At 61.8% G+C, this 25,610-nt stretch carries 22 protein-coding genes, 4 tRNA genes and 1 pseudogene; 11 read left to right on the forward strand and 16 right to left on the reverse strand.

The window, feature by feature from the left end; genetic code table 11:
* Positions 1-58: 58 nt before the first annotated feature.
* The 7 genes from nusG to V5B40_RS15165 form a co-directional block, all read right to left on the reverse strand.
* Positions 59-592: a transcription termination/antitermination protein NusG gene (gene nusG, locus V5B40_RS15135; RefSeq protein ID WP_291996225.1), complete on the reverse strand. Its 534-nt coding sequence runs from the start codon at positions 590-592 to the stop codon at positions 59-61.
* Positions 589-942: a preprotein translocase subunit SecE gene (gene secE / locus V5B40_RS15140; RefSeq protein WP_332355274.1), complete on the reverse strand. Its 354-nt coding sequence runs from the start codon at positions 940-942 to the stop codon at positions 589-591. Before secE ends, nusG begins: the two co-directional genes overlap by 4 nt.
* 34 nt (positions 943-976) lie before the next feature.
* A tRNA-Trp gene (locus V5B40_RS15145) sits at positions 977-1,052 on the reverse strand.
* Positions 1,053-1,104: 52 nt separating this feature from the next.
* Entirely contained in the window at positions 1,105-2,295 is a 1,191-nt protein-coding gene (tuf, locus tag V5B40_RS15150) for an elongation factor Tu (protein WP_169066514.1), read from the reverse strand.
* 50 nt (positions 2,296-2,345) lie between these two features.
* Positions 2,346-2,420, reverse strand: a tRNA-Thr gene (locus tag V5B40_RS15155).
* Between the two features lie 48 nt (positions 2,421-2,468).
* Positions 2,469-2,542 (reverse strand) — tRNA-Gly (locus V5B40_RS15160).
* A gap of 51 nt (positions 2,543-2,593) precedes the next feature.
* A tRNA-Tyr gene (locus V5B40_RS15165) sits at positions 2,594-2,678 on the reverse strand.
* 181 nt (positions 2,679-2,859) lie between these two features.
* Here V5B40_RS15165 and V5B40_RS15170 point away from each other — a divergent pair.
* From V5B40_RS15170 to V5B40_RS15180, 3 genes are all read left to right on the forward strand, one after another.
* Complete coding sequence (locus V5B40_RS15170; RefSeq protein WP_332355275.1) at positions 2,860-3,252, forward strand: hypothetical protein; 393 nt, start codon at positions 2,860-2,862, stop codon at positions 3,250-3,252.
* An 84-nt stretch (positions 3,253-3,336) separates the two neighbouring features.
* Complete coding sequence (locus V5B40_RS15175; protein ID WP_332355276.1) at positions 3,337-4,128, forward strand: class I SAM-dependent methyltransferase; 792 nt, start codon at positions 3,337-3,339, stop codon at positions 4,126-4,128.
* A 170-nt stretch (positions 4,129-4,298) separates the two neighbouring features.
* Positions 4,299-4,748 (forward strand): PhaM family polyhydroxyalkanoate granule multifunctional regulatory protein, encoded by a 450-nt coding sequence (locus V5B40_RS15180; protein ID WP_332355277.1) that lies wholly within the window; start codon positions 4,299-4,301, stop codon positions 4,746-4,748.
* A gap of 28 nt (positions 4,749-4,776) precedes the next feature.
* Here the strand turns inward: V5B40_RS15180 and V5B40_RS15185 are convergent, their stop codons facing one another.
* From V5B40_RS15185 to V5B40_RS15225, 9 genes and pseudogenes are all read right to left on the reverse strand, one after another.
* Positions 4,777-5,943, reverse strand: coding sequence for a CaiB/BaiF CoA transferase family protein (locus tag V5B40_RS15185; protein WP_332355278.1), 1,167 nt, complete (start codon positions 5,941-5,943; stop codon positions 4,777-4,779).
* Between the two features lie 8 nt (positions 5,944-5,951).
* Positions 5,952-6,434 (reverse strand): hypothetical protein, encoded by a 483-nt coding sequence (locus V5B40_RS15190; RefSeq protein ID WP_332355279.1) that lies wholly within the window; start codon positions 6,432-6,434, stop codon positions 5,952-5,954.
* A gap of 29 nt (positions 6,435-6,463) precedes the next feature.
* Positions 6,464-7,696, reverse strand: coding sequence for a phenylacetate--CoA ligase family protein (locus V5B40_RS15195; protein ID WP_332355280.1), 1,233 nt, complete (start codon positions 7,694-7,696; stop codon positions 6,464-6,466).
* Between the two features lie 102 nt (positions 7,697-7,798).
* Complete coding sequence (locus tag V5B40_RS15200; protein ID WP_332355281.1) at positions 7,799-8,611, reverse strand: ABC transporter ATP-binding protein; 813 nt, start codon at positions 8,609-8,611, stop codon at positions 7,799-7,801.
* 79 nt (positions 8,612-8,690) lie between these two features.
* On the reverse strand, positions 8,691-10,031 hold the full coding sequence (locus tag V5B40_RS15205; RefSeq protein WP_332355282.1) for an ABC transporter substrate-binding protein: 1,341 nt from the start codon (positions 10,029-10,031) through the stop codon (positions 8,691-8,693).
* 97 nt (positions 10,032-10,128) lie between these two features.
* Positions 10,129-11,205 carry a branched-chain amino acid ABC transporter permease gene (locus V5B40_RS15210; protein ID WP_169066507.1) on the reverse strand — a complete coding sequence of 359 codons (1,077 nt, stop codon included), beginning with the start codon at positions 11,203-11,205 and terminating at the stop codon, positions 10,129-10,131.
* 15 nt (positions 11,206-11,220) lie between these two features.
* Positions 11,221-12,151, reverse strand: a pseudogene (locus V5B40_RS15215) (branched-chain amino acid ABC transporter permease).
* Between the two features lie 136 nt (positions 12,152-12,287).
* Complete coding sequence (locus V5B40_RS15220) at positions 12,288-13,070, reverse strand: ABC transporter ATP-binding protein (RefSeq protein WP_169066505.1); 783 nt, start codon at positions 13,068-13,070, stop codon at positions 12,288-12,290.
* Positions 13,067-15,028, reverse strand: a complete 1,962-nt coding sequence (locus tag V5B40_RS15225) for an AMP-dependent synthetase/ligase (protein ID WP_332355283.1) — start codon at positions 15,026-15,028, stop codon at positions 13,067-13,069. The genes V5B40_RS15220 and V5B40_RS15225 overlap by 4 nt, the downstream gene beginning before the upstream one ends.
* A gap of 449 nt (positions 15,029-15,477) precedes the next feature.
* On the opposite strand from V5B40_RS15225, the gene V5B40_RS15230 reads away from it, so the two are divergent.
* The 8 genes from V5B40_RS15230 to V5B40_RS15265 all read left to right on the forward strand — a co-directional run bounded on the left by V5B40_RS15230 (position 15,478) and on the right by V5B40_RS15265 (position 25,580).
* A complete protein-coding gene (locus V5B40_RS15230; RefSeq protein WP_169066503.1) occupies positions 15,478-15,798 on the forward strand; it encodes a DUF485 domain-containing protein in 321 nt (106 codons plus the stop codon).
* Positions 15,795-17,459 (forward strand): cation acetate symporter, encoded by a 1,665-nt coding sequence (locus tag V5B40_RS15235; protein ID WP_332355284.1) that lies wholly within the window; start codon positions 15,795-15,797, stop codon positions 17,457-17,459. Before V5B40_RS15230 ends, V5B40_RS15235 begins: the two co-directional genes overlap by 4 nt.
* A 153-nt stretch (positions 17,460-17,612) precedes the next feature.
* A complete protein-coding gene (locus tag V5B40_RS15240) occupies positions 17,613-19,025 on the forward strand; it encodes a carbonic anhydrase (protein WP_332355285.1) in 1,413 nt (470 codons plus the stop codon).
* Positions 19,026-19,153: 128 nt separating this feature from the next.
* Positions 19,154-20,146, forward strand: a complete 993-nt coding sequence (locus V5B40_RS15245; RefSeq protein WP_332355286.1) for a YcjF family protein — start codon at positions 19,154-19,156, stop codon at positions 20,144-20,146.
* Positions 20,147-20,228: 82 nt separating this feature from the next.
* Positions 20,229-21,809: a protein adenylyltransferase SelO gene (locus V5B40_RS15250; RefSeq protein ID WP_169066550.1), complete on the forward strand. Its 1,581-nt coding sequence runs from the start codon at positions 20,229-20,231 to the stop codon at positions 21,807-21,809.
* Between the two features lie 274 nt (positions 21,810-22,083).
* Positions 22,084-22,338 (forward strand): TIGR02647 family protein, encoded by a 255-nt coding sequence (locus V5B40_RS15255; RefSeq protein ID WP_169066500.1) that lies wholly within the window; start codon positions 22,084-22,086, stop codon positions 22,336-22,338.
* Between the two features lie 159 nt (positions 22,339-22,497).
* Positions 22,498-24,738, forward strand: a complete 2,241-nt coding sequence (locus V5B40_RS15260) for a patatin-like phospholipase family protein (protein WP_332355287.1) — start codon at positions 22,498-22,500, stop codon at positions 24,736-24,738.
* Between the two features lie 17 nt (positions 24,739-24,755).
* Complete coding sequence (locus V5B40_RS15265) at positions 24,756-25,580, forward strand: transporter (RefSeq protein ID WP_332355288.1); 825 nt, start codon at positions 24,756-24,758, stop codon at positions 25,578-25,580.
* Positions 25,581-25,610: the final 30 nt, after the last annotated feature.

Raw genomic sequence — 25,610 nt, forward strand, 5'->3', positions numbered from 1 at the left:
GGGAGCCGCACTACTGCGGTGCGCCACGACTGCCACGCACCGCGACCCACTTTCGGGATCAGGCTTTCTCGACTTGGGCGAACTCCAACTCGACCGGCGTCGGGCGACCGAAGATGGTCACCGACACACGCAGACGATTTTTCTCGTAGTTCACCTGCTCGACCGCCCCATGAAAATCGGTAAAAGGACCGTCCTTGACGCGGACAATCTCGCCCGGCTCGAAAAGAACTTTCGGACGCGGCTTCTCAACGCCCTCCTGGATTTGCTGCATGATCTTGTCGACCTCCTTCTGGGAGATCGGCGTCGGCTTGTTGGCCGTGCCTCCGACAAAACCGGTGACCTTTGGCGTACTCTTGACGAGGTGCCAGGAGTCGTCATTCATTTCCATTTCGACCAGCACATAGCCGGGGAAAAACTTTCGCTCGGAAATGCTCTTCTGACCCATCTTGAGTTCAACAACCTCCTCGACCGGCACCAGAATCTGGCCGAAGGCATACTCCATTTCCTGCCGTTGAATGCGCTCGAGCAGCGCGCGCTGCACACTCTTCTCGAAGCCCGAATAGGCGTGCACGACGTACCAACGCATGCTCATGATTGTCTCCAGCCAAGAACCAGATCGTAGAGAACCCACTCCAGGCCCTTGTCGGTCAACCAGAGAAAGACCGCCATCACCACTACAAATGCGAACACCAGACCGGTGGTCTGGACGGTTTCCTTGCGCGACGGCCAGACCACCTTTTTCGCTTCGGTGGTGGCATCCCTGGCAAAGCCGAAAAACTGACGCCCCGGCTCGGTCTGCCAGGCAACGGCGACGGCCAGCGCCGCTCCGGCCAAGACAGCAAGAACACGCAGGATCATCGCCTGCTCGGCGAGCAGGTAGAAGCCAGCGATGCCGGCGACGAGGAGCAATACCGCCAACGCAAACTTTAACTTATCGGCCATGTGGTCCGCTTTGCTTACTTCTTTGATTACTTGTTGGCAGGGGCAGAGGGAATCGAACCCCCAACCTTCGGTTTTGGAGACCGACGCTCTGCCAGTTGAGCTATGCCCCTGCGGCAGAGACTAGGGGCGCCGACAATTCAGCGACCCCCGTCTTTATTGAACCTACTCGATGATTTTTGCAACCACGCCGGCACCGACGGTACGGCCACCTTCGCGAATAGCGAAGCGCAGACCTTCTTCCATGGCGATCGGCGCAATCAGCTTGACCGTCATCTGGATGTTGTCACCAGGCATCACCATTTCTACGCCTTCAGGCATCGAGATGGCACCGGTCACATCCGTCGTGCGGAAGTAGAACTGCGGGCGATAGTTATTGAAGAACGGCGTGTGACGACCACCCTCTTCTTTCGACAAGACATACACCTCACCCGAGAAGTGGGTGTGCGGCTTGATCGAACCGGGCTTGGCCAGCACCTGACCGCGCTCCACGTCTTCACGCTTGACACCACGCAGCAGAACACCGACGTTGTCGCCCGCCCGACCTTCGTCAAGCAGCTTGCGGAACATCTCGACGCCGGTGCAGATGGTCTTCACCGTCGGCCTGATACCCACGATCTCCACTTCCTCACCCACCTTGACGATGCCGCGCTCGACACGACCGGTAACCACGGTACCGCGACCGGAGATCGAGAAAACGTCTTCGATCGGCAACAGGAAAGGCTTGTCGATCGCGCGCTCGGGGGTCGGAATGTAGCTATCCAGCGCATCCGCCAAGGCCAAGACCGACAGCTCACCGAGCTCGCCGAGGTCACCCTCGAGGGCCTTCAGCGCAGAACCCTGGATGATCGGCACGTCGTCGCCGGGGAAATCGTATTTGGAAAGCAGCTCGCGCACTTCCATATCCACCAGCTCGAGCAGCTCGGCATCATCAACCATGTCGCACTTGTTCAGATAGACAATGATGTACGGTACGCCCACCTGGCGGGCCAACAGAATGTGCTCGCGCGTCTGCGGCATCGGGCCGTCAGCGGCAGAGCACACCAGAATCGCGCCGTCCATCTGCGCGGCACCGGTAATCATGTTTTTCACATAGTCAGCGTGACCCGGGCAATCGACGTGCGCGTAGTGGCGCTTTGCCGTCTCGTACTCGACGTGCGCGGTATTGATCGTGATCCCGCGCGCCTTTTCTTCCGGCGCCGCGTCGATCTGGTCGTAGGCTTTGGCGGTACCGCCATACTTCTTCGACAGAATGGTCGTGATCGCCGCCGTCAGCGTTGTCTTGCCGTGGTCAACGTGCCCAATCGTACCCACGTTGACGTGTGGCTTCGTACGTTCAAATTTTCCCTTGGCCATTACCGGTACCTCAAGACGTTAAAAATTAGTGAATCTACGACACCAAACAGTGGTGCCCATGGACAGAATTGAACTGTCGACCTCTCCCTTACCAAGGGAGTGCTCTACCGCTGAGCTACATGGGCGGCGTGCGCGATGCCTGATGCTGTTCTGCGGCCATAACGTGGCGCGCGTGGAGCGGGTGAAGGGAATCGAACCCTCGTCATAAGCTTGGAAGGCTTCAGCTCTACCATTGAGCTACACCCGCAAAACCATTACCCGAAGCACGCTAAAACAAGACCACCAACAGCGGTATTTTTGGTGGAGGGAGAAGGATTCGAACCTTCGAAGGCAGAGCCGTCAGATTTACAGTCTGATCCCGTTGGCCACTTGGGTATCCCTCCAGCTCAGAACCCAGGATTGTGGCACCTGGGAAAATAACTGTCAAATTGTTTTTCGAGCAGCGCAGGATTATAGACGAGAAGGAAAGACCGCGTACAGCTCTTTTGACACTTTCGCGCACTCAAGGGCGTAAAATCGCCTGCGTCCCTGTCCGTAGCACGAAAAAAGGATCCTCCTGGCGCGATGAGCCCCTCACTGAACAGTCCTTTGCCCAAGCACCCGCCCCTCGCTGAGCATCTCGTGGCGACCCTGAAAGACCGCTTTGGCTCGCGTTTCTCGCAGGGCGAGTCGATTCGCATACCCATCATCCCCTATGGCGTCGGTAGTTCGGTCGAAGTCGGGGTCACGCGCCTGCAGCTGAACGCAGCCCTGACGAGCAGCGGGCTATTAGTTCCGATTGACCCGGGCGACAATGTGCCGGGCATGACGGTGATCCTGGCCGACGGGCAAATCATCACGGCCGACGGCGGTCAGCGAACAAGCGCAGATCGTGCTGGGGATTGCCGGCAGTTTCGGCGGCCAGGAGTTCGCCTGGGCGACGCACAACGAGAACCGTTCGCGCCTGTGGCAGGCTAGCGAGCAGGCCGGCAGCGCGGGCCATGCGCTCATGCAGCCCCTGCCGACATTCCAACGCAGCGCCCAATCCTCCGGAGCAAGACCTTGTCTTCACCCGCACCCGAATCCACTGACGCCGGGCCGCCCGTCTTTGCCTCGCAACTTCGTCAACTGGCCCTGCAACTCGCCGCGACACTCGTCGTGCTGTCGCTGGCCTGGCCATATTACGGACTGCGCAACGAGCCGCTGCCGTGGCCACAAACAGCCCTGGCCATTGGCGCCACCGCCCTGCTCTTCGCCAGTCTCACGCGTCAGGCCTGGTGGTGGCGACTGATCCACGCGCTCTTCGGTCCACTGGCGTGGTCGGCTTCGATGATCGGCATTGACCCGGGCTGGTACCTGCTGCTGTTCTTCGTACTGCTACTCGTCTATCGCGGCGCAGTCGGTGGCCAGATACCGCTCTTCCTGTCCAACGCAGCCACCGCAGCAACCCTCGCCGCGTTGACCCGCGAGCTCCCCGGGATGCGCTTTCTCGACCTTGGCGCCGGCCTCGGCAGCGTGCTCGGTCCGCTCGCCCGGCAGCGGCCCGATGCGCGCTTCACCGGCGTCGAGAATGCGCCAGCGGCCTGGGCCTGCGGACGCCTGCGCATGGCCGGGCTAGGCAACTGCGAATGGCGCTGGGGTGACCTCTGGCGCACCGAACTAAGCGCCTACGACGTCGTCTATGCCTTCCTCTCGCCGGTCCCGATGGCCGCCCTCTGGGAAAAGGCGCAGCGGGAAATGCGCCCCGGAACGCTGTTCATCAGTAACAGTTTCGCGGTGCCCGATGTCGCCGCCGAGCAGGTCATCGAAGTCGACGACGCGCGCCAGACGCGACTGTTCTGCTACCGCCTGTGAGCGCGCCGGCACGACGCTTCATGCGCGCTTCATGTGCGCTTCATGCGCGCACCGAGCGCGGCCGCCACGGTGGCCAGCGAGCAGCAATGCCCAACAATCGGCGCCCCCCCCCCCGGAGACGGTGAAACTTTGCTAACATGACCGATTCCATCACCACCGGAGCCAAAAAAATGTCCAGTAACGATTCTCTAACCGATCCGATGAGCTTCGCAAAAAAAATGTTTGGCAATATGGGCTTTTCCTTGCCGGGCATGGTCACCCCGACGCTGGACGTTGACGAAATCGAGAAGAAGGTCAAGGATCTCAAAGCCGTCGAGAGCTGGCTGAAAATGAATTTGTCGATGCTGCAAATGACTATTCAGGGCCTCGAAATGCAATGTGTGACGCTCAACGCTGTGCGCGCAATGGGCCAGATGGGAGCCAATTTCACGCCCGGTGCCGCTGGCGGAAGCGATGACGCGCAGCCGGGACTGCTCGGCGCGGCAGGCGGCGCCGATGCCCTAAAGCAGGCGGCGATGTGGCCGTGGACCATGATGCAGCAGATGCAGGAACAGATGAAGCAGGCTGCGGCCGCCGCGCAACAGGCGGCTTCAGGCGACGACGCACCGAAGAAGCCCTAAGCACAGGGACAAGCCAGCGGCCGCGGCGTCAGATGATCGACGCCGCGCGCATGGCGGTGATCTCGCTCTCCGCAAACCCTGCCTCGCGCAGGATCTCCTCGCCGTGCTCGCCGGCAGCGGGCGCAGCGCGCTCGACCGCAAAAACCCAGCCCGAGAGCTTCACCGGCGGCGCGTACTGGACAACCCCGTCAGCGTGCACCGCCATCTGACGCGCGACAAAATGCGCATGTTCGAGAGCCTCCGCCACAGCGAGTACCGGCGTCACGCAGCAATCGATGTCGGCAAAGAAGTTGCTCCAGTCGGCCTGTGTGCGACTGGCAAAGAGGGTCTCGATTTCCCCGCGTAAGGCAAGCGCGATCGCGCCGCGCGCCGCATGCAGGGGCTTCCAGTCGGGGCGTTCCAGTGCCGCACAGAAGACGTCCCAGAACTTCTTCTCGAGCGGCGCGACAGCCATGTAGCGACCATCCGCTGTGGCGTATACCCCGTAGCCAGGGTCACCTCCGGTTAGCAGATCGCGTCCGCGCTCGAGCAGGCCGCCAGCACTCTGCATGGCGAACAACGGAAAAAGGTTGTGTGCCAGAACCGCGTCGCTCATTGCCACGTCGACCAGGCGACCCTGGCCACTGCGCTGAGCATCGAACAAGGCCGCGAGAATACCCATCACGGCGCTCATCGCGCCGCCCAACAAGTCGCCCATCTGCAGATTCGGGATCGCTGGCGGCCCCCCATCGACACCAATCTGATCGAGGACGCCCGCCAGGCCAATGTAGTTGAGATCGTGTCCAGCGGTCATCGCCAGCGGTCCACTCTGGCCATAGCCGGTGATCGCGCAATAGACCAGCTTGGGATTGATCGAGCGCAGCGCCGGATAGCCGATGCCGAGCCGGTCGCTGACCCCGGGCCGGAAACTCTCGACCAGCACGTCGGCAGTAGTCGCCAGACGCAGCAAGACGGCCCGCCCCTGTTCCTGTTTGAGGTCGAGGCATAGACCGCGCTTGTTGCGGTTGACGCTGCGATAGAAAGCACTGACCCCAGCCGGGCCCTCGCCGAGCAAGCGCGCGTAATCGCCAGCCCCGTGATCTTCGATCTTGATCACATCGGCGCCCAGGTCGGCCAGATGCAAGCTCGCCACTGGGCCGGGAAGCAGACGGGTCAGATCAAGAACACGCACTCCGCGCAGGGGTGCACCACTCATCGCACTCATCACTCGCCCTCGCAGCGCTCAAGCCAGGCCGCATCCATGTCGATCAGCGCCCCCTTCTGCAGGGTCTGCTCCAGGAACTGACCGCGGAACAGCCATCCTGGCGTGCCGTGCTGATGCGACCACGGCGTTTCCCATTCGGAGACCAGCACCTGCACGCGCGTCACCTCGACCTCCCGGGGCAGCGTGTCCACAACGCTCACCGGAGCCGGCTCCACGCAAGGCATCGCGGCCGCCAGGCGCGCGTGGTCGGCTGCTGTATAGGCGGCAGCGGGTTTGCCGATGTGTGGACAGCGATCAAGCTGCCGCCGCTGGCGGGAAAGCGCGGCGATCGAGCCTTTCAGCCAATAGGTCGGCGCCTTCAGCAGCCGGCCGGCGCCACCTTCACTGAAGATCACGCAGTCGCCGAGCTGCGACGCGGAGGCAGGAGCGGAAGCGCTTGCCGCCGGCGCAGCGTCGTCAGCGAGCAGCGCCGCAGCCAGCAATGAACCGCCAATGATGGCCAGTACGCGCCTCATTCGTAGCTGCGCAGGTCTTCGATCACCTTGCCGTCGTTGGCCAAGGCACCCGCAGCCCGGAAAGCCACCTCAGCACGCAGCTTGGTGAGCTCGCGAATGCTGGCCACCAGCGCCGCCTGCAGTGCGTCCGAGGGCTGCGCGACCTCGCAGTACAGGGTCATTCGATCCTGACCGCCGGCATTGTCGACCACCAGCCGCGCGCGGCCAATTTCGCCATGCCGCGCAACAAGCGCCGCGACCTGCGAAGGGTGTACGAACATCCCCTTGACCTTGGTCGTCTGATCCGCGCGCCCCAGCCAGCCCCTGATGCGCACATTGGTCCTGCCACAGGGGCTGATCCCCGGCAGAAAAGCCGAAAGATCGCCGGTAGCAAAGCGAATCAGCGGGTAATCCGGATTGAAACTGGTCACCACCACTTCGCCGACCTCCCCTTCGGCCACCGGATTGCCGGTACCGGGACGAACGATTTCGAGCAGCACCTCTTCCTCGACGACCAGGCCCTCCTCACTCGGCGTCTCATAGGCAATCAGGCCCAGGTCGGCAGACGCATAGGCCTGGCGAACAATCACGCCACGATCGTTGAGCAGCTTGCGCAGCGTCGGCGGCAGAGCTTCGCCCGAAACGACCGCCTTGCGTAATGAGCGGACATCGGCGCCTACTTCGTCGGCTTTGTCGAGAATGATGCGCAGAAAAGAAGGCGTGCCGACATACGCCACCGGCTTGAGGTCGGCAATCGCCTGCACCTGCATATCGGTCTGGCCGACGCCGGCAGGAAAAACCGGACAACCGAGTTTCTGTGCCGCGCCTTCGAGCATGAAGCCGGCCGGTGTGAAATGGTAGGAAAAAGTGTTGTGCACCAGATCGCCGGCCCGGAACCCGGTGGCAAAGAGGACGCGCGCGAAACGCCACCAGTCCTGGCCACGGCCCTCGGGATCATAGATCGGACCCGGCGAAGCAAAAACCCGCGACAAGCCGGTCATTGGCGTCGCCGTCAGGCCACCGAAAGGCAGTGCCGCGCGTTGCACTTCGCCGAGCTCGCTCTTGCGCGTCACCGGCAGCGTTGCCAGTGCAGCGCGCGAATCGATGGTGTCGGCGGCAAGGCCAGCAAACAGCTGACGCCAGTACGCTGAATTCCTCTTGGCATGCTCAAGCTGCTGCGACAGGCGTCCCATCAGCCAGGCTTCGCGCTCGGCCGGCGAACGCGTTTCCAGAGAATCGTAGTAATCCATGGCTTGTCACTCACACGATAAGAAAGTTCGCGCCAAACAGTGAAGACAGCCCGCCATGCCGCCGTCGAAGCAGACAGCGCGACGCGGCAGCCCACGGGCGGTTCAGGAAAGCCAGCGCTTGCGACGACGATAGTGCTTGACGTCTTTGAAGCTCTTGCGCCCGGCCGACGACAGGCCGAGGTAGAACTCCTTGACGTCTTCGTTGGCAGCGAGCTCCTTGGCTGCACCTTCCATCACCACGCGGCCATTTTCAAGGATGTAGCCAAAGTCTGCGTAACGCAGCGCCATATTGGTGTTCTGTTCCGCGAGCAGGAAGGTCACGCCTTCCTTCTGATTCAGATCCTTGACGATGCCGAACACCTCATCGACGATTTGCGGCGCCAGACCCATCGACGGCTCGTCGAGCAGCACCATGCTTGGCTTGGCCATCAGCGCCCGGCCGACGGCGCACATCTGTTGCTCGCCACCCGAAGTGTAGGCCGCCTGGCTGCTGCGGCGCGTCTTCAGGCGTGGAAAATACGAATAGACTTTTTCCAGCGTCTCGTTGATAGCCGCCTTGCCATCGCGGCGCGTGTAGGCACCAGTGAGCAGGTTTTCCTCGATGCTCAGGTGGCCAAAGCAGTGCCGCCCCTCCATCACCTGAATGACACCGCGTTTAACGAGGTCGGCCGGCGTCAGCGCCTCGATGCGCTCGTCGCGCAACTCGATGCTTCCTTTGGTGACTTCGCCGCGCTCGCCGTGCAACAGATTGCTGACCGCGCGCAGGGTCGTCGTCTTGCCGGCGCCGTTGCCGCCAAGCAGCGCCACGACACCGCCTTCGGGAACGCTGAAGGAAACGCCCTTGAGAACCAGGATCACGTGGTTGTAGATGACCTCGATACTATTGACTCGGAGAAGGATGTTGGCAGTGCTCATGGCGTCTCTTCGCTCAGCGGGCCGCCCTCCCGCAAGCGGGAGGGCTGACAAAGGACTCGCGGTGACGAGTCCACGGCACCTACTTGTTGCACTCCTCAGGCGTGCGCGGCGTCAGGTTCTTCTCTTCCGCGTACTTGCCGGAGGCGAGCATGACCATCGGGCGCAAAGTCTTGTCGTCGGCCTGATACCAGTCGGGGGAAACGAACTCCCACTTCTTGCCGTTCCAGGTCTGAATGCGTACCCACGACGATCCCATGTGGTCCAGGCAGGAAGTCTTCACCGGACGCATCACGCCGGCGAAACCCATTGCATCGAGCGTTTTCTGGTCGAGATCGAGATGCTCGAGACCCCAACGCACCTGCTCGCCGCTCATCACCTTGCCCTTGCCGTAGCGCTCCTGGGCCTTGCGAACCCCTTCGACGGCGAGCATCGCCGAAATCAGGCCACGCATGTAGAGCACGTCGCCGACCTCCTCTTTTGGTCCGGTCCCCTCACCCTTGGCGTGCAAGGCAGCAAGAACGTCCTTGGCGATCCTGGAATTGTGCTCGGCGCCATGCTGCAAAGTCAGCGCGCTATAGCCTTTAGCCCCCTCACCAACGTCTTTGACATCGGGTTCGGCGCCCGCCCACCAGATGCCCAGCATCTTGTTACGCGGATAGCCGGTCGCCTGCGCCTCACGTAGAGCGGTCGAATTCATCACCCCCCAGCCCCAGAGCAGAACGTAGTCGGGCTTGCTCTGCCGGATCTGCAGCCAGGTTGCTTTCTGCTCGACGCCGGGGTGCGCCACGGGCAGCAGTTGCACCTGGAAACCATGCTTCTTGCCCAATTCCTCGAGGACCGGAATCGGTTCCTTGCCGTACGGACTGTCGTGATACACCAGAGCGATTTTCTTGCCTTTCAGCTTGTCGGCGCCGCCTTCCTGCTTGGCGATGTACTGAATCGCAACGTCAGCGCCAACCCAGTAGGTACCAAGCAAGGGGAAGTTCCAGGGAAAGACCGCGCCGTTTGTCGATTCGCTACGGCCGTAACCGGCGGTGATCAACGGAATCTTGTCTTTCGGTGCCTTTTCGGTCAGCGCAAAGGTAACGCCGGTCGACAGGGGCTGGAAGTTCGTCGCACCGCCGTGCTTGCCTTTCAGACGCTCGTAGCACTCGACACCGCGGTCGGTGGCGTAACCCGTCTCACACTCCTCGAAAATGAGCTTGACGCCGTTGATACCGCCCTGCGCGTTGACCAGCTTCAGGTAATCAACATAACCATTGGCCCAGGGAGCGCCGTTTGGAGCGTAGGCGCCGGTGCGGTACACCAGGACCGGAAAGTACTGTTCCTTGGCCTGCTGCGCCGCCGCCGGCGCGGTCGCCAGCGACGACAGAGCGATGGCGCCGAGCGAAGCAGTAAGTACGAGCTTGCATAAGTTCATTCGTGTCTCCTCTTATTGAAATGGCGATACCACTGCAACAACACCTACGACTGCGACAAACTCCATTACAAATGTGAAGCGGCCCGCTCCCCGCGCATCAGTGCGGGAATGGCCAGAGCCGCAGCTTTTCCTTGCCGGTCGACCACAGGCGCGCTATGCCGTGCGGCTCCTTGATCAGGAAGAAGACGATCAGGCCGCCGAAGATGATCAACTCGGCGTGCGAGATGCCCGCGGTCGATATTTCGACGCCGACCAGGTCACCGATCGCCGGCAGCAGTTGATTAAGGGCGATCGGAAGAACGACGATGAAGGCCGCGCCGAAGAAACTGCCCATGATCGAACCGAGACCACCAATAATGACCATGAACAGCAACTGGAACGAACGATCGACCGAGAAGGCGGCCGGCTCCCACGAGGCGAGGTGTACGAAGCCCCACAGCGCGCCGGCCGTGCCGACGAAGAAGGAACTGACGGCAAATGCCGAGAGCTTGGCAAACAGCGGCCGAATTCCGATCACTTCGGCAGCCACATCCATGTCACGGATCGCCATCCACTGCCGGCCGATGGCGCTACGCGTCATGTTCTTTGCCATCAGTGCGAAGACGGTCAGGATCGCCAGGCAAAACAGATATTTGTTGAGCGGGTTGTTGATCTGCCAGCCCATCACCTGCAGGTTGGAAACCGAAACCGAGCCCGATGAGGCATTGTCCGTAAACCAGGGAACGCGTAGAAAAACCCAGTCGGTGAAAAACTGCGCCGCCAGGGTGGCAACCGCCAGATAAAGACCGCGCACACGCAAACTCGGGATCCCGAAGACGATGCCCACGGCGGCGGAAGTCAGGCCGCCAAGCAGCAGTGACACGAGCAAGGGCATGCCTTCGACACGAATGTGGAAGTTGTACGCCGCGTACGCCCCGACGGCCATGAAGGCGCCGGCACCGAGCGTGATCTGCCCGCAGAAGCCGACCAGGATATTGACCCCGAGAGCGGCCAGCGACAGGATTACAAAGGGAATCAGGATGGCACGGAACATGTACTCGTCGACCAGCAGCGGGACGGCGACGAAGGCGAACACCAGGATGCCGATGATCGCCCAGCGGTCCTGGGTGATCGGAAAAATCTGCTGGTCGGCGGCGTAAGAAGTCTTGAACTGACCGTTTTCTCTATATAGCACTTGCCTGCTCCCCGATTAGACGCGGTCGATGATCTTTTCACCGAACAGGCCTTGCGGCCTGAACAGCAGAAAGACCAGAGCCAGTACGTAGGCAAACCAGATCTCGATGCCGCCGCCAACCATCGGCCCGATGTAGACCTCGGAGAGTTTCTCGCCGACACCGATGATCAAGCCGCCGATGATGGCGCCGGGAACCGAAGTCAGGCCGCCGAGAATGACCACCGGCAGCGCCCGCAGGGCCACCGTCGACAACGAGAACTGGACCCCGAGTTTCGAACCCCAGATCACGCCGGCGACCAGGGCAACCAGACCGGCGACGCACCAGACGATCACCCAGATGCGATTCAATGGAATGCCGATCGATTGTGCCGCCTGATGGTCGTCGGCCACCGCCCGCAGGGCCCTCCCGGTGGTCGTCTTCTGGAAGAAAAGGGTTAGCAGGCCGACCAGGACGGCGGCGATCAAGGCGGCGATGAAATCCTCCTTGTTGATCAGCAGGCCGCCTGCGAAAGTCCCTTCGAAGAGAAACACCGGATCCTTGGGCATGCCGACGTCGATCGTATAGATGCTGCTGCCGAAAAGGCTGCTGCCGACGCCTTCGAGAACATAGGCAATGCCCAGCGTAGCCATCAGCAGCGTCGCGCCCTCCTGATTGACCAGATGGCGCAGAGACCAGGCGTTCGATCAACCAGGCGACCACGAACATCAAGGCCCCGGCGACGACGAAGGCTGCGGCGGTTCCCAGGTACGAACCCTCGAGGCCGAACCAGCCCGGAATCCACTCCGCAAAACGGGCCATGGCCAGAGCGGCAAACAAGACCATCGCCCCCTGCGCGAAGTTGAACACGCCGGAGGCCTTGAAAATCAGCACGAAGCCGAGCGCCACCAGCGAATAGAGCATGCCGGCCATCAGGCCACCGATCAATGTTTCCAGGAAGAAACCCATCGCATCACTCCTTACCGTGGACGTCGCGTAGGCGACTCACAAACCTCCCTTCTCGCCCCTGAGGGAGAAGGGCTGGGGGAAGAGGGGGGACGGTCATCCCTTTCATCATCTGGGGTTTCTCGACAGGTCATGACCGTTAGTGGCTGGCGCCAAGATAGGCGCTGATGACGTCCGGATTGTTGCGGACCGCGTCCGGATCACCGTCACCGATCTTCTTGCCGTAGTCGAGAACGACGACCCGGTCGGAGATATCCATCACCACCGCCATGTCGTGCTCGATGAGCACGATGGTCGTCCCGAACTGGTCATTGACGTCGAGAATGAAGCGGCACATGTCCTGCTTTTCTTCGACGTTCATACCGGCCATTGGCTCGTCAAGCAGCAGGATGCTCGGCTCCATGGCCAGCGCGCGACCGAGGTCTACGCGCTTTTGCAGACCGTAAGGCAGTCGTCCGACCGGCGTCTTGCGAATGTGCTGGATTTCGAGGAAGTCGATCACCTCCTCAACCTTGGCGCGATGCTCGAGCTCCTCGCGTCGCGCCGGCCCCCACCAGAAGGCCTGTTGAATCAGGTTGCTCCTGATTTTCAGGTTGCGGCCGGTCATCAGGTTGTCGATGACATTCATTCCCTTGAACAGGGCAATGTTCTGGAAAGTCCGCGAGATCCCGGCCTGGGCAGCCTTGTAGGGGTTCATTTTCGTGAACCGCTGACCGCGCAGGATGATCTCGCCCTCCTGCGGCCGATAGACGCCGTTGATCACATTGAGCATCGAACTCTTGCCAGCACCGTTGGGGCCGATGATCGCCCGGATCTCGTGTTCGCGCACATCAAACGAGATGTCGGTCAGCGCCTTGACGCCGCCGAAGGACAGCGAAACCTGTTTCAGGTCGAGAACGACCTCGCCGATCTGCCGACTCATGACGCGGCCCTCCCGGCAATAGCAAAGGTTTTCAGATCCCGGATCACCAAATCGGCGGCAACCTTGCCTTGCCGCCCGTCCTCGAACTTCACCGCCGTTTCGATGAACTGGCTGCCCTTGCCAGCGTAGAGCGCGTCGATCAATACCCCGTACTTCTCGGCGACGAAACCGCGGCGCACCTTGCGCGTGCGCGTCAACTCGTCATCATCGGGATCGAGCTCCTTGTGCAGGATCAGGAAACGATGAATCTGCGAATCGGCCAGCGGACCTTCGCCAAGCAGCTCGGAATTCACCTGTTCGATCGACTCCTGGATCAGCCCATAGACCTCCACCTTGGCGGCCAGATCGGTATAGCCCGAATAGGCGATGCCGCGCCGCTCGGCCCAGTTACCAACCGCGCCGATGTCGATGTTGATGAACGCACAGACCATCTCGCGGCGATCGCCGAAAACCACCGCCTCCTTGACGAAGGGGAAAAACTTGAGCTTGTTCTCAATGAAGTTGGGCGCAAACATGGCGCCGTTGGCCAGTTTGCCGACATCCTTGGCGCGATCGATGATCTTGAGATGCCCCTCGTCGTCGAACATGCCGGCGTCACCGGTCATGAAATAGCCATCGGCATTGATCGCTTCGGCAGTCGCGTCCGGCCGCTTGTAGTACTCCTTGAGCAACATCGGACCCTTGACCAGGATTTCGCCGTTGTCGGCAATCTTCACCTCGACCCCGGGTGCCGGCTTGCCAACGCTGTCGAACTTGATCTCGCCGTCGGGTTGCAGACAGACGTAGGCACAGGTTTCGGTTTGCCCGTAGAGCTGCTTGAGGTTGATGCCGATCGAGCGGTAGAAACGGAAGAGGTCGGGACCGATCGCCGCGCCGGCGGTATAGGCGACGCGCACGCGACTCAGTCCGAGGACATTCTTCAGCGGCCCGAAAACAAAGAAGTTGCCCAGTCCATAAAGCACGCGATCAGCGAAGGACACCGCTTTGCCATCGAGAATCGCGGCACCGCTGCGCCGCGCCACGGCCATGAAGTAGTGGAACATCTTCTGCTTGATGGCGCTGGCGTCTTCCATGCGGATCATCACCTGCGTCAGCAGGTTCTCGAAAACGCGCGGTGGTGCAAAGTAGTAGGTCGGGCCGATTTCGCGAAGATCGTTCATCACCGTCTCGGCCGACTCCGGGCAGTTGATGGTGAAACCGGTGATCATCGCCTGCGCAAACGAAAACAGATGGTCGCCCACCCAGGCCATCGGCAGGTAGGAGAGAATGTCTTCGTCGGCCGTCAGATGATCGAAATCGGCGCCACCGCGGGCAGCGCTGATGAAGGCGTGGTGCGTCAGGCACACCCCCTTTGGCCTGCCGGTCGTCCCCGAGGTATACAGCATGACGCTGACGTCATTCGTGCTGCCGGCGGCGACCTCACTGGTCAGCAGATCGGGATGGTTGCGGTTGTGTATCCGCCCCATCTCCATCAGCTCGCGCACATCGTGGATGAAGGGCTGCGTGTAGTGGCGCATGCCGTGCGGATCGTCGTAGAAGACGTGGCGCAGTTGCGGCAACTGCTCCTGCAGTTCGAGCACCTTGTCGACCTGCTCCTGGTCTTCGACGAACAGGAAGCGGACTTCCGCGTCGACCAGAACGAAAAGCATCTCGTTGGCCACGGCGTCCTGGTAGAGCGGCAAGGGCACCCCGCCAAGGCACTGTACGGCGCTCATCATCATGTACATGCGCGGCCGGTTGTCGCCGACAATGGCCACGCTCTCGCCCCGCTTGAAGCCCATTTCGACAAGGCCGCAGGCCAGGGCGCGCACCTCGTCGGCAACATTCTGCCAGGTCCAGCACTGCCAAATCCCGAGGTCCTTCTCGCGCATGGCCACCTTGCCGCCGCGCACTTGGGCATGCTTCAACAGCAAGCGCGGAAAGGTATCCAGCGCTTGCGACGACGCAGTTTCCGGCATATTGTCTCCTCCGGTGCATTCACGGCCGTTATCGTGACGGCACGCTTTTGCTTATATTGTTCTGCGCGATTCTAGTCTTTTTTTTTCGCCAGTCATTGTGCAATGCAGTATCACCATCAGCAACTGCCGTACCGGCAAGGCCGCCAGCTGCGTGGGACTGTCGGATGGCAGCTGCTTCGGCGAAGCTTTGCTGCTCACGAACCAAGCACGCCGCGGCAGCGCCTCCTCGACCTCGACGGACACTGCAACTTCGCTGTCTGGCGCAAGGCAGCGCCAGCCCCCTTCATCGGCAGAGCCACTGCGCGGGAAAAACCACTCGGTAGAGCAGTGGATTGAACCACGCAGGGATCTAGGTTAGTATTCGACGCCCCGAGGGGAGTGGTCTTGTCAACATCTGGAAAATTGGTTTCACAATTATTTCGCAAGACAAACAAGGAGGATAAGTACAAATGAGTAGTGTTATATACGATCGAATTCGGCGCAATCCGAAGTTCGACCAGCTGGTTCAGAAGCGAGGGAGCTTCGCCTGGACCTTGTCAGCCATCGTGCTGGTTATTTTCTACGGCTTCTTCTTGCTGGTCGCCTTCAATCCCAAGATGCTCGGGCAACCGATCGCCGAGGGGTCGATGTGGGCCATCGGCTATACGGCCGAAATGGTGATGTTCGTCTTTTTCTGGCTTCTGACCTTCCTTTACGTCCGCCGCGCCAATGGCGAGTTTGACGACCTGACGGCCGAAATCATCAAAGAAGCACAGAAGGAGACAAAATGAGCAAGCGATTTACAACGGCACTCGCCCTGCTCGCTTTCGCCGGCCTGGCGGTGGCCGCAGGCCCCGCCCTGCAAGGCGAAATCAAGACGCAGCCCACCAACTGGCACGCGATCATCATGTTCCTGATCTTCGTGACCCTGACCATGGGCATCACCTACTGGGCAGCCGGCCGCACCAAGTCCACCGCTGACTTCTATACCGCCGGCGGTGGCATCACCGGCTTCCAGAACGGCTTGGCAATCGCCGGCGACTACATGTCGGCGGCGACCCTGCTCGGTCTCACGGCGATGACTTTCAGCCGCGGCTACGACGCCTACATCTACATGATGGCGTTCTTTGCCGGCTGGCCGATCATCCTCTTCCTGATGGCTGAACGACTGCGTAACCTGGGCCGCTTCACCTTCTCGGACATCACCTCCTACCGTCTCGACCCGAGCGTGCGGACGATGGCTGCGCTGTCGTCGCTGGTGGTGGTGATCTTCTACCTGATTGCCCAGATGGTCGGCGCCGGGCAGTTGATCAAGCTGCTTTTCGGCCTCGAGTACAACTACGCCATCTTCGCCGTTGGCATCCTGATGATGGTCTATGTGACCGTTGGCGGTATGGTGGCGACGACCTGGGTGCAGATCATCAAGGCCTGCCTGCTGCTCTTCGGCGGTACGCTGGTGCTGATTCTCGGCTTCTCACAGTTCGGCTTTTCGCTGACCACCCTGCTCGAAAAAGCGCAGGCGGTTCATAAGCAGGGTGCCTCGTTGATGGCACCGGGTAGCCTGCTCTCGGATCCGGTGACGGCGCTCTCCCTCGGTCTTGGCCTGATGTTCGGTACCGCTGGTCTGCCGCACATCCTGATGCGCTTCTTCACCGTCGGCAACGCCAAGGAAGCCCGCAAGTCGGTGCTCTACGCTTCCGGCTTAGCCGGTTTCTTCTTCAACGTCATCTTCCTGATGGGCCTGGTTGCCATTCTTCTGGTCGGTCAGAACCCCGAGTACTTTGAAGGCGGTGACATCAAGGGCGCGCTGATCGGTGGCGGCAACATGGTCGCCATGCACCTGGCGCATGCCGTCGGCGGCAACATGCTGCTCGGTTTCCTGGCGGCGGTTGCCTTCGCCACCATCCTGGCGGTGGTCTCGGGCCTGGCCCTGGCCGGCGCTTCGGCAATCGCGCACGACATCTACGCGCGCGTGATCCGTAAAGGCGAATGTACCGACAAGGAAGAGATCAAGGTCTCGCGGATGGCGACCATCGCCCTCGGCATCCTGGCCATCATCCTCGGTATCGCCTTCGAGAAGCAGAACATCGCCTTCATGGTCGGTCTGGCTTTCGGTGTCGCAGCCGCTGCCAACTTCCCGGTCCTGATTCTCTCGATGTACTGGAAGGGGCTGACCACTCGCGGCGCACTTTGGGGCGGCTACGGCGGCGTCATTTCCGCGGTCCTCTTCGTCGTCTTCTCGAAAGCGGTATGGGTCGACGTGCTGCACAATGCAGCGCCGCTGTTCCCCTACACGCAGCCGGCGCTGTTCGCGATGCCCATCGCCTTCTTCCTGGCCTACGTCTTCTCGGTCTCGGACAGCAGCGCCCGGGCAGCCAAGGAACGTGACGCTTTCGAAGACCAGTACGTACGTGCCCAGACCGGCTTTGGTGCTTCCGGTGCCAGCCACTAAGTAGTCGATCACCAGCCTCACGCAAGCAAACCCTGGCGGCGCCAAACGGCCCGCCAGGGTTTTTTTTGCCTGCCAGCTCGCCAAATCGCCTAAAGTTTCATCGGAATTGGCCGTGAACACAGTGATGCATAGCGCGAATTGAGGGAGTTCCCCATGCTTTCAGACCTCAGGCTTCTTGCCATGGCTCTCGTGGCCATCGCGCCTGTAGCGGCTTCCGCAAGCTGGCAGCTCATTTCCGACGAACCGGGCCGGCGCGTCGAGCTCGACCGAGCCAGCATCAAGAAAGTCGATCAGGGCAAGACCGAAGCACGCGGGCGAATCGTCCTCGACAAGCCTATCGTTGATCCGAGAACCTCTTCGTCCTACCGCATCGTCGAAGCCGTCAACCGTTACGACTGCGCGACGCGCAGCTACAGCACTCTGCAACGACGCTACTTCAAGGTCGAAGGTGAACTACTGCGTGCAGAGGAGGTCAAGGTGCAGGTCGAAATGCCCGTGCGTACTGGCATGCTCGACGATAAGCTGCTGCGCGAAGTCTGCCGACCCAAAGCAGGAAACGACGCCCTCCAGGCGGCCAGAAAAACCGCCGAGAAAGTCAGCGCGGCCGCCGGCGAACTACGCAAGGCCAACGAGGCCCTGGTGCGCCAGGAAGTGCAACGAGCCAACCTGAACACGCGCGCCGCGGAAAAGACGGAGCCCGAAGAAACGCGAGCTCCCGCCCGCCAATCCACCACCACAGCCGCCACAGTCACCGCATCGACCACGGCCGCCGCACGCCGGCCGCCGAGGCAGGTCGCTGCTACACGCCTCGCCGACGAGCACCCAGCCAGCTCGCCAGCAGGCAGCAGCATGGGTGAATCCAAGGATCTCCTCGCCGCCTACGCGCACGCGCAGATTCCATGGTCCTACGAAGGGGAGGGTCGGCCCGAAAACTGGGGCAAGCTGCGGCCCGATTACGCCACCTGCGCCAACGGCAAGCGGCAGTCGCCGATCGATATCCGCGACGGTTTCCGCGTCGATCTCGAGCCGATTCGCTTCACCTACCGTCCCTCGCAATTTCGCGTCATCGACAACGGCCACACGGTACAGGTCGATGTCGGCGGCAGCCACATCGGCCTGCTCGGCAAGACCTACGATCTGGTGCAGTTCCATTTTCACCGACCGTCCGAAGAACGCGTAGACGGTCAATCCTTCGAGATGGTCATCCACCTGGTGCACAAGTCGGAGGACGGCGATCTGGCCGTCGTCGCCGTGCTCCTCGAACAGGGCCTGGAAAACCCGCTGATCCAGAGTGTATGGAACAACCTGCCCCTGGAAAAGAACGAATACGTGCAACCACCCGAGCAGGGCATCGATCTCGCCAGCTTGATTCCCGAGGACCGCAGTTACTACACCTACATGGGGTCCCTGACCACCCCCCCCTGTAGCGAAGATGTCCTCTGGCTGGTGCTCAAACAAACGCAACAGCTGTCCCCCGAGCAACTGCGGATCTTTTCGCGCCTCTACCCCTACAACGCCCGACCGGTGCAGCCGAAGCATTCGCGAATGATCAAGGAGTCGCGCTGATCGCGGTCGTAGGCGACTACCGGCTCCCACCCCCAAAAACCGCTGCGCAGCGCTTGCTTGTGCCGCGGAACTTGTCGATACTCGCCGTGCCCACCGCCCACCTCCCACCTTGATCAGAGAGACCGCGCATGAACGAGCAGCAGCAACAAGCAATCCTCACCCTCAGCCTGATGGCCGCTTTTGCCGACGGCGGCAAGAACGAAAGCGAACGTGCCGAGATCAAGCGCATCGCCGACGCCCTGGCCGGCGAGGGATCGATCAATATCGCAGCGCTCTATCAGGATGTCCTGCTCAAACGGGTAACGATAGCATCGGCCGCGGCAGCGCTGACTACCCCCGAGACGCAACAACTGGCTTTTGAAATGGCGGTCTGTGTGTGCGACTCCGATGGCCTGCAATCGACTGCCGAAAAGGCCTTTCTCGAAGAGCTGCGCGGCGCCCTGGCGCTTGACCAGCAGCAGGCCAGTGCCTACAGCCAGCAGGCGGAAGCCGTCGCCGCACTGCCAGTGGCGACAGCCAGCGACAGCGCAGCGCCGACGACCGCGGACACGCCCCGGACCGTCGTGGTACCTGAGGCAGTGGCTGCCGGCTACGCCTCGACGATGAGCGAAGCCGAGATGGACCAGGCCATTCTCAAGGCCTCGATCCTCAACGGCGCGCTTGAACTGCTGCCCGAGTCGCTGTCGACGATGGCCATCATTCCGCTGCAAATGAAACTCGTGTACCGCGTCGGCAAGTCCTACGGTTTCGAGCTCGACCGCGGGCATATCAAGGACTTCCTCGCCACCCTCGGCGTCGGTCTGACTTCCCAGTATCTCGAACAGGCCGGACGCAAGCTGCTTGGCGGCCTGCTCGGCAAGGTCGGCGGTGGCTTCCTGCGCGGCCTGGGCAAGCAGGCGGTGAGCTCGGGAATGAGCTTTGCCAGCACCTACGCCCTCGGCCACGTCGCCAGACGCTACTATGCCGGCGGTCGCAGCTTCTCCAGCGAGATGCTGCGCGCAAGCTTCGACAACGTGCTCGCTGAAGCCAAGGGCCTGCAGAGCCGCTATCTGCCCGAGATGCAGGCCCGCGCACGCACGCTGGACAGCGCCCAGATCGTCGACCTGGTTCGCCAGGGCTGATGATGGGCGAAGGTGAGGCGTCGATTCTGGATGCGCCATCGCCGCCACCGTACCGGCTTGGCAAGTGCCTATGGCAGCGCTCATGCTGAACTTCGATAACCGCTTCGTTCGCGAACTGCCGGGCGATAGCGAACAGCGCAACCAGCCGCGGCAAGTCTTTGGCGCCTGCTGGTCGCCGGTCACCCCGACACCGGTCGCGGCACCGACGCTGCTCGCCCATTCGCGCGAAGTGGCCGCCGACCTTGATCTCGACGACCAGGACATGGCCTCGCCGGCGATGCTCGGCGCCCTTTCCGGTAACCGCTTGCTGCCTGGCATGCTTGGCTATGCAAGCTGTTACGGCGGTCATCAGTTCGGGCAATGGGCCGGGCAGCTCGGCGACGGCCGGGCGATCCTGCTCGGTGAAACGGTCAATCGGCGCGGGCAGCGTTTCGAACTGCAACTCAAAGGCGCCGGCCCGACACCGTACGCCCGCCGCGCCGACGGGCGCGCGGTCTTGCGCTCGTCGATCCGCGAGTTCCTGTGCAGCGAGGCAATGCATCACCTCGGCGTGCCGACGACGCGCGCGCTGAGTCTGGTTGGCAGCGGTGAGAACGTCGTCCGCGACATGTTCTACGATGGCCATCCGATCGCCGAGCCCGGAGCCATCGTCTGCCGCGTGGCGCCCTCGTTTACTCGCTTCGGGCATTTCGAGCTGCTGGCGGCGCGCGGCGAGCACGCACTGCTGCAGCGCCTGGTCGACTTCACCATTGCCCGCGACTTCCCCGCGCTGGTGGGCACACGCGAACAAAAGCTGGGGGCGTGGTTCCACGAAGTCTGCGAGCGCACCGCCCGCCTGATGGCTCACTGGCTACGCGTCGGCTTTGTCCACGGGGTCATGAATACCGACAACATGTCCATCCTCGGCCTGACCATCGACTACGGCCCCTACGGCTGGGTCGACAACTTCGACCCCGGCTGGACGCCAAACACCACCGATGCCTCGAGCCGCCGCTACTGCTTTGCCCGCCAGCCCGAAATCGCCCGCTGGAACCTCGAACGACTCGCCGACGCGCTGCTTCCGTTGCTGCCGAAGGCAGAGAAGCCGACAAGATCGGCGCCAGTCGCAGAGCTGGCAGCGGCTATCGATCGTTACGACGAAGTCTATTCGGCCGAGTTCTGTACGGCTTTTGCCGCCAAGCTGGGATTGCGCAGCTGGACACCGGACGATGGCGAGCTGCTCGCCGACCTGTTCGAACTGATGCGCCTGGCCGAGATCGACATGACCGGGTTCTTCCGCCAGCTGGCGCAGCTCGACATCGGCCAAGCGGACCCCGAAGCCTTGCGTGAAGCTTTCTACCGTGACGATCTCCGCCAGCAATTTGCACCCGACCTGGCGCGCTGGCTGCTGCGCTATAGCGCTCGCCTGCGCCACGACGGGCAGCCGGCAGAGCGCCGCATGGCCACCATGAATCAGGCCAACCCACGCTTCGTACTGCGCAATTACCTGGCGCAACAGGCCATCGAGCGCGCCGAACAGGGAGACACGCAGAGGATCCATGAACTGCTCGAAGTCCTGCGCCACCCTTTCGACGAGCAGCCGGGACGCGCAGCTTTCAGCGCCCGACGCCCCGACTGGGCACGCCATAAAGCCGGCTGCTCGACGCTCTCATGCAGTTCCTGAGAGTGAGGCATCCAGGTCGCCTTTCCCTGGAAGTCGCGCCCGCGACTCACGAACCTCCCTTCTCCACTCGCGGGAGAAGGGCCAGGGGAGTGAGACGGGGAATTCAGGGAGTATGCTCCCTGCCGGTCGAACAATTCCGGCGTGCAAGCCGGAATGTACGCCGCCAGCGAGGGAAACGGTCACGACTTCGATTGTCAATGGTGTCGCGACATGCTATGACCGTTAGAATGTAGCCCCCAAGCGCAACCGCGCCGTAACCAAACGAGGACTTGCCATGCCCTTCACGCCCGATCTGGTCAATGAACTGAACATCCTGGCCCGCTTTGACCTGGCAAGCCCGCAGCAAGGCCTGAAAATCCACAAGGCCGCAGCACCCGAAGTCATCGCTGCCGCCGAGCGGCTACACGCCAAAGGCCTGCTGACGCAGGTCGATGGCGGTTATCTCACCAGCCTGGGCCGCGATGCAGCCGAGAATGCGCACGCCGCGTTGACCATTCTCGACTCGCTGCCGATGACCGCTCTGCAGTAATTTGCTGGCCGTCACGCCACCCGGGGCGGTGTCGGCCACCTTCGCGTCGAGCCGCTGAAACAGTAAATGCCGCGTCAACCGCGTGGCGACGGGGGCACGCGCAGCCTTCGACTCGCGGCAAGCGTTTGGTCGACCGGGTATCAAAACAAGGAGTTTGGAGTGAGTACAAGCGTGTTCGAATCGACCGTGGCAGTCAGGCTGGGACGCATGGCCTTCGCCGCCGGAATCCTTCTTTTTGCCGGCGGTGTTGCCGCGCAAACGGCCGCCAGCGAACTGGCCAGGCCGCGCGTTGGCCTGGTCCTCGGCGGTGGCGGTGCGCGCGGCGCGGCACATATCGGCGTCCTCGAAGTCCTTGAAAAACTGCGCGTGCCGGTCGACTGTGTCGCCGGCACCAGCATGGGAGCCCTGGTCGCAGGCGTCTACGCCAGCGGCCTGAGTCCGGCAACCATGCGCAGCAAGCTGGCTGAAGCCGACTGGGATGACCTGTTCCGCGACGATCCACCACTGGACCAGCAGAACTTCCGAAAAAAAGTGTACGACAAGCGCTTCCTGCCGGGTTCGGAAACGGGTGTCGGTCCGCAAGGCGTGAACGGGCAACCCGGCATCGTCATGGGTCAGAAGATCAAGCTGTTTTTCAATACCCTGGTTCGCGACTATCTTGGCGAACGTGAAATCGAGACCCTGCCGCTACCACTGTCAATCATTGCCACCGATATCGTCGGCGGCGAGAAAGTGGTCTTCCGTCGGGGCAGCCTGTCGCAAGCGATGCGCGCCAGCATGTCGGTTCCCGGCCTGATGGCGCCAGTCGAAGCCGATGGCAAGAAACTGGTCGACGGCGGCCTGGTCGACAACGTGCCGATCGACGAAGCGCGTGCCCGCTGCCAGGCCGACATCATCATCGCCGTCAACGTCGGCTCACCACTGCTCAAGGCCGAAGATATCAGCGGCCTGCTGAGCGTTTCGGCACAAATGGTCAACATCCTCACCGAACAGAATGTCACCCGTTCGCTGGCGACGCTCAAGCCGACCGACATCTACATCAAGCCCGATCTCGAGGGGATCACGGCGGGCGACTTCAAGCGCAGTTCGGAAACGGCTGATCGCGGCGTTGCCGCAACCGAGGCGGTCGCCGATCGCCTGCGCACGCTGGCGGTCAGCGAAACCGCTTACGCCGCCTGGGTCGCCCAGGTTCAGCCGCCGATGCGCCCCGCACCGCGCATTAACGAGGTGCAGATCGCCGGACTCAAGCTGGTCAACCCGGCAGTCGTCGAGCGCTACCTGCAGATCAAGCCGGGCGACACCGTCGACCCGGTGAAACTCGATGCCGATCTGATGCGCGCCTATGGCGACGGCTACTACCAGCAGGTCGATTATGCGCTGGACGACACCCTGCGTAACCGCGAAATCCTGCGTGTGACGCCGATGGAGAAAAGCTGGGGCCCTGATTACCTGCGCTTTGGCATCAACCTCGAAAGCAACTTCCAGACCGACTCCACCTACGCCATTCGCGCTGCCTATCAGAAAACCTGGCTCAATAGCCTGGGCGGCGAATTCCTCGGTTATGTGCAGATCGGGTCAACAACCGGGATTGGCGCCGACTTTTACCAACCCATTGACGCACGCCAGCGTTACTTCGTCGAGGCCAACGTCAACTATCAGAGCACATCGACCGGCATTTACCAGAACAACGACCAACTCGCCGAATACGCCCTCAGCCAAAGCGCCGCCCAGGTAGCGGCGGGCATCAACGTCGGGCTGCTCGGCCAGGCGCGCCTCGGCTGGCAGGAGAACTGGCGAAAAGCCACGATCCAGACAGGCGCACCATTCCTGCCGGCGGAGTCGAAGACCTTTGGCGGCTGGTTTGCCGGACTCGATTTCGACCAGACCGACCGCATCTACTTTCCAACCAATGGCTGGTCCAGCAGCGTCAAATACTTCGACTCACCAGCCAGCGGCTTCAGCAGGCTCGACGCCGGTGCCAGCGGCTACCTGAGCGTCGGCGACTGGGTGCTGGCCAGCCGCCTGTCGTATCAGGGCTCGCCGGTCGGAGAGCTCCCGGTCTACGATCTCGGACAACTCGGCGGCATGCTCAACATGACGGCCTTTGCCGTCGGGCAGCTGAAGGGCGACGATATGAGCTACGGCAGCATCCGCGCCGAGCGCATCATCGGCCGCCTGCCGCTTGGCCTGCGCGGTGACCTGCGCCTGGGAGCCGCCCTGGAAACCGCCAAGGTCGGCAGGCCGTTCACCGAAACCGAGCTGAAAGGCTGGATTCCCGGCGCAGCCGTTTATCTTGGCGGCGAAACACCTTTTGGTCCGGTCTACCTGGGTTACGGCTACTCGAATGCCGGCTCGATCGGCGGCTATTCCAATTTCTACCTGTTCCTCGGGACACCCTGACTGCTAGGAGCGCAACAATGCAATCCAAGATGATTCCAAGCGCGGCGCGACGCGTTCTCGGCCCCCTCGCCCTGGCGACGGCACTCACCACGCCGGCGCGCGCCGAAATGAGCGCCGAGGAACTCGCCAAACTGGCGCAGAACCCGGTCGGCAACCTGATCAGCGTACCCTTCCAGAACAACACCAACTTCAACGTCGGACCACGCGACGGCACTCAAAACATTCTCAACGTCCAGCCGGTGATTCCGATCGAGGTCAACAGCGAATGGAACGTCATCACGCGCACGATCATGCCGGTGATTTCGCAGCCCGCTTTCGTGCCCGGCGGCGATCGGACCAACGGCATCGGCGACATCCAGTTGACGGCCTTCCTGTCGCCTGCCGTGCCCAAAGGCGCCATCTGGGGCGCCGGCGCGATCGTGCAGATGCCAACCAACAGCAACGACTCGCTCGGCAACGACCACTGGGGACTTGGCCCGTCGTTCGTGTTACTCCATCTCGAGAAAGGCGACCCCTGGGTGTACGGCTTCCTGGCGAACAACGTCTGGTCGGTCGGCTCGGGAAGTGACGCCAGCTACAACAACTTCCTGCTCCAGCCTTTCCTGAACTACAACTTCGAAGGCGGCTTCTATCTCACCTCGGCGCCTATCGTCACCGCCGACTGGAAGGCCGACAACAGCCAGCGCTGGACGGTGCCGCTGGGCGGCGGCGTCGGCAAAATTTTCCACTTCGGCAAACTACCTGTAAACACCCAGCTCAGTGCCTACTACAATGTCGCCCATCCCGACAATGCCGCCAACTGGCAACTGCGCTTCCAGGTGCAGTTGATGTTTCCGAAGTAGTCCCACAGAAATTGCCGTATCAACGGTCAT

It is taken from the genome of Candidatus Accumulibacter meliphilus (assembly GCF_036625345.1).
Lineage (GTDB): Bacteria > Pseudomonadota > Gammaproteobacteria > Burkholderiales > Rhodocyclaceae > Accumulibacter > Accumulibacter meliphilus.

Excerpts from the sequence above, each read along its gene's own strand:
- V5B40_RS15230 (WP_169066503.1), top strand. The coding sequence starts at position 15,478 with ATGAGTAGTGTTATATACGATCGAATTCGGCGCAATCCGAAGTTCGAC.
- V5B40_RS15265 (WP_332355288.1), top strand. The coding sequence starts at position 24,756 with ATGCAATCCAAGATGATTCCAAGCGCGGCGCGACGCGTTCTCGGCCCC.
- V5B40_RS15250 (WP_169066550.1), top strand. The coding sequence starts at position 20,229 with ATGCTGAACTTCGATAACCGCTTCGTTCGCGAACTGCCGGGCGATAGC.
- V5B40_RS15185 (WP_332355278.1), bottom strand. The coding sequence starts at position 5,943 with ATGAGTGGTGCACCCCTGCGCGGAGTGCGTGTTCTTGATCTGACCCGT.
- V5B40_RS15170 (WP_332355275.1), top strand. The coding sequence starts at position 2,860 with ATGAGCCCCTCACTGAACAGTCCTTTGCCCAAGCACCCGCCCCTCGCT.
- V5B40_RS15220 (WP_169066505.1), bottom strand. The coding sequence starts at position 13,070 with ATGAGTCGGCAGATCGGCGAGGTCGTTCTCGACCTGAAACAGGTTTCG.
- V5B40_RS15255 (WP_169066500.1), top strand. The coding sequence starts at position 22,084 with ATGCCCTTCACGCCCGATCTGGTCAATGAACTGAACATCCTGGCCCGC.
- V5B40_RS15225 (WP_332355283.1), bottom strand. The coding sequence starts at position 15,028 with ATGCCGGAAACTGCGTCGTCGCAAGCGCTGGATACCTTTCCGCGCTTG.
- V5B40_RS15180 (WP_332355277.1), top strand. The coding sequence starts at position 4,299 with ATGTCCAGTAACGATTCTCTAACCGATCCGATGAGCTTCGCAAAAAAA.
- tuf (WP_169066514.1), bottom strand. The coding sequence starts at position 2,295 with ATGGCCAAGGGAAAATTTGAACGTACGAAGCCACACGTCAACGTGGGT.
- nusG (WP_291996225.1), bottom strand. The coding sequence starts at position 592 with ATGAGCATGCGTTGGTACGTCGTGCACGCCTATTCGGGCTTCGAGAAG.
- V5B40_RS15195 (WP_332355280.1), bottom strand. The coding sequence starts at position 7,696 with ATGGATTACTACGATTCTCTGGAAACGCGTTCGCCGGCCGAGCGCGAA.
- V5B40_RS15205 (WP_332355282.1), bottom strand. The coding sequence starts at position 10,031 with ATGAACTTATGCAAGCTCGTACTTACTGCTTCGCTCGGCGCCATCGCT.
- secE (WP_332355274.1), bottom strand. The coding sequence starts at position 942 with ATGGCCGATAAGTTAAAGTTTGCGTTGGCGGTATTGCTCCTCGTCGCC.
- V5B40_RS15240 (WP_332355285.1), top strand. The coding sequence starts at position 17,613 with ATGCTTTCAGACCTCAGGCTTCTTGCCATGGCTCTCGTGGCCATCGCG.
- V5B40_RS15235 (WP_332355284.1), top strand. The coding sequence starts at position 15,795 with ATGAGCAAGCGATTTACAACGGCACTCGCCCTGCTCGCTTTCGCCGGC.
- V5B40_RS15245 (WP_332355286.1), top strand. The coding sequence starts at position 19,154 with ATGAACGAGCAGCAGCAACAAGCAATCCTCACCCTCAGCCTGATGGCC.
- V5B40_RS15200 (WP_332355281.1), bottom strand. The coding sequence starts at position 8,611 with ATGAGCACTGCCAACATCCTTCTCCGAGTCAATAGTATCGAGGTCATC.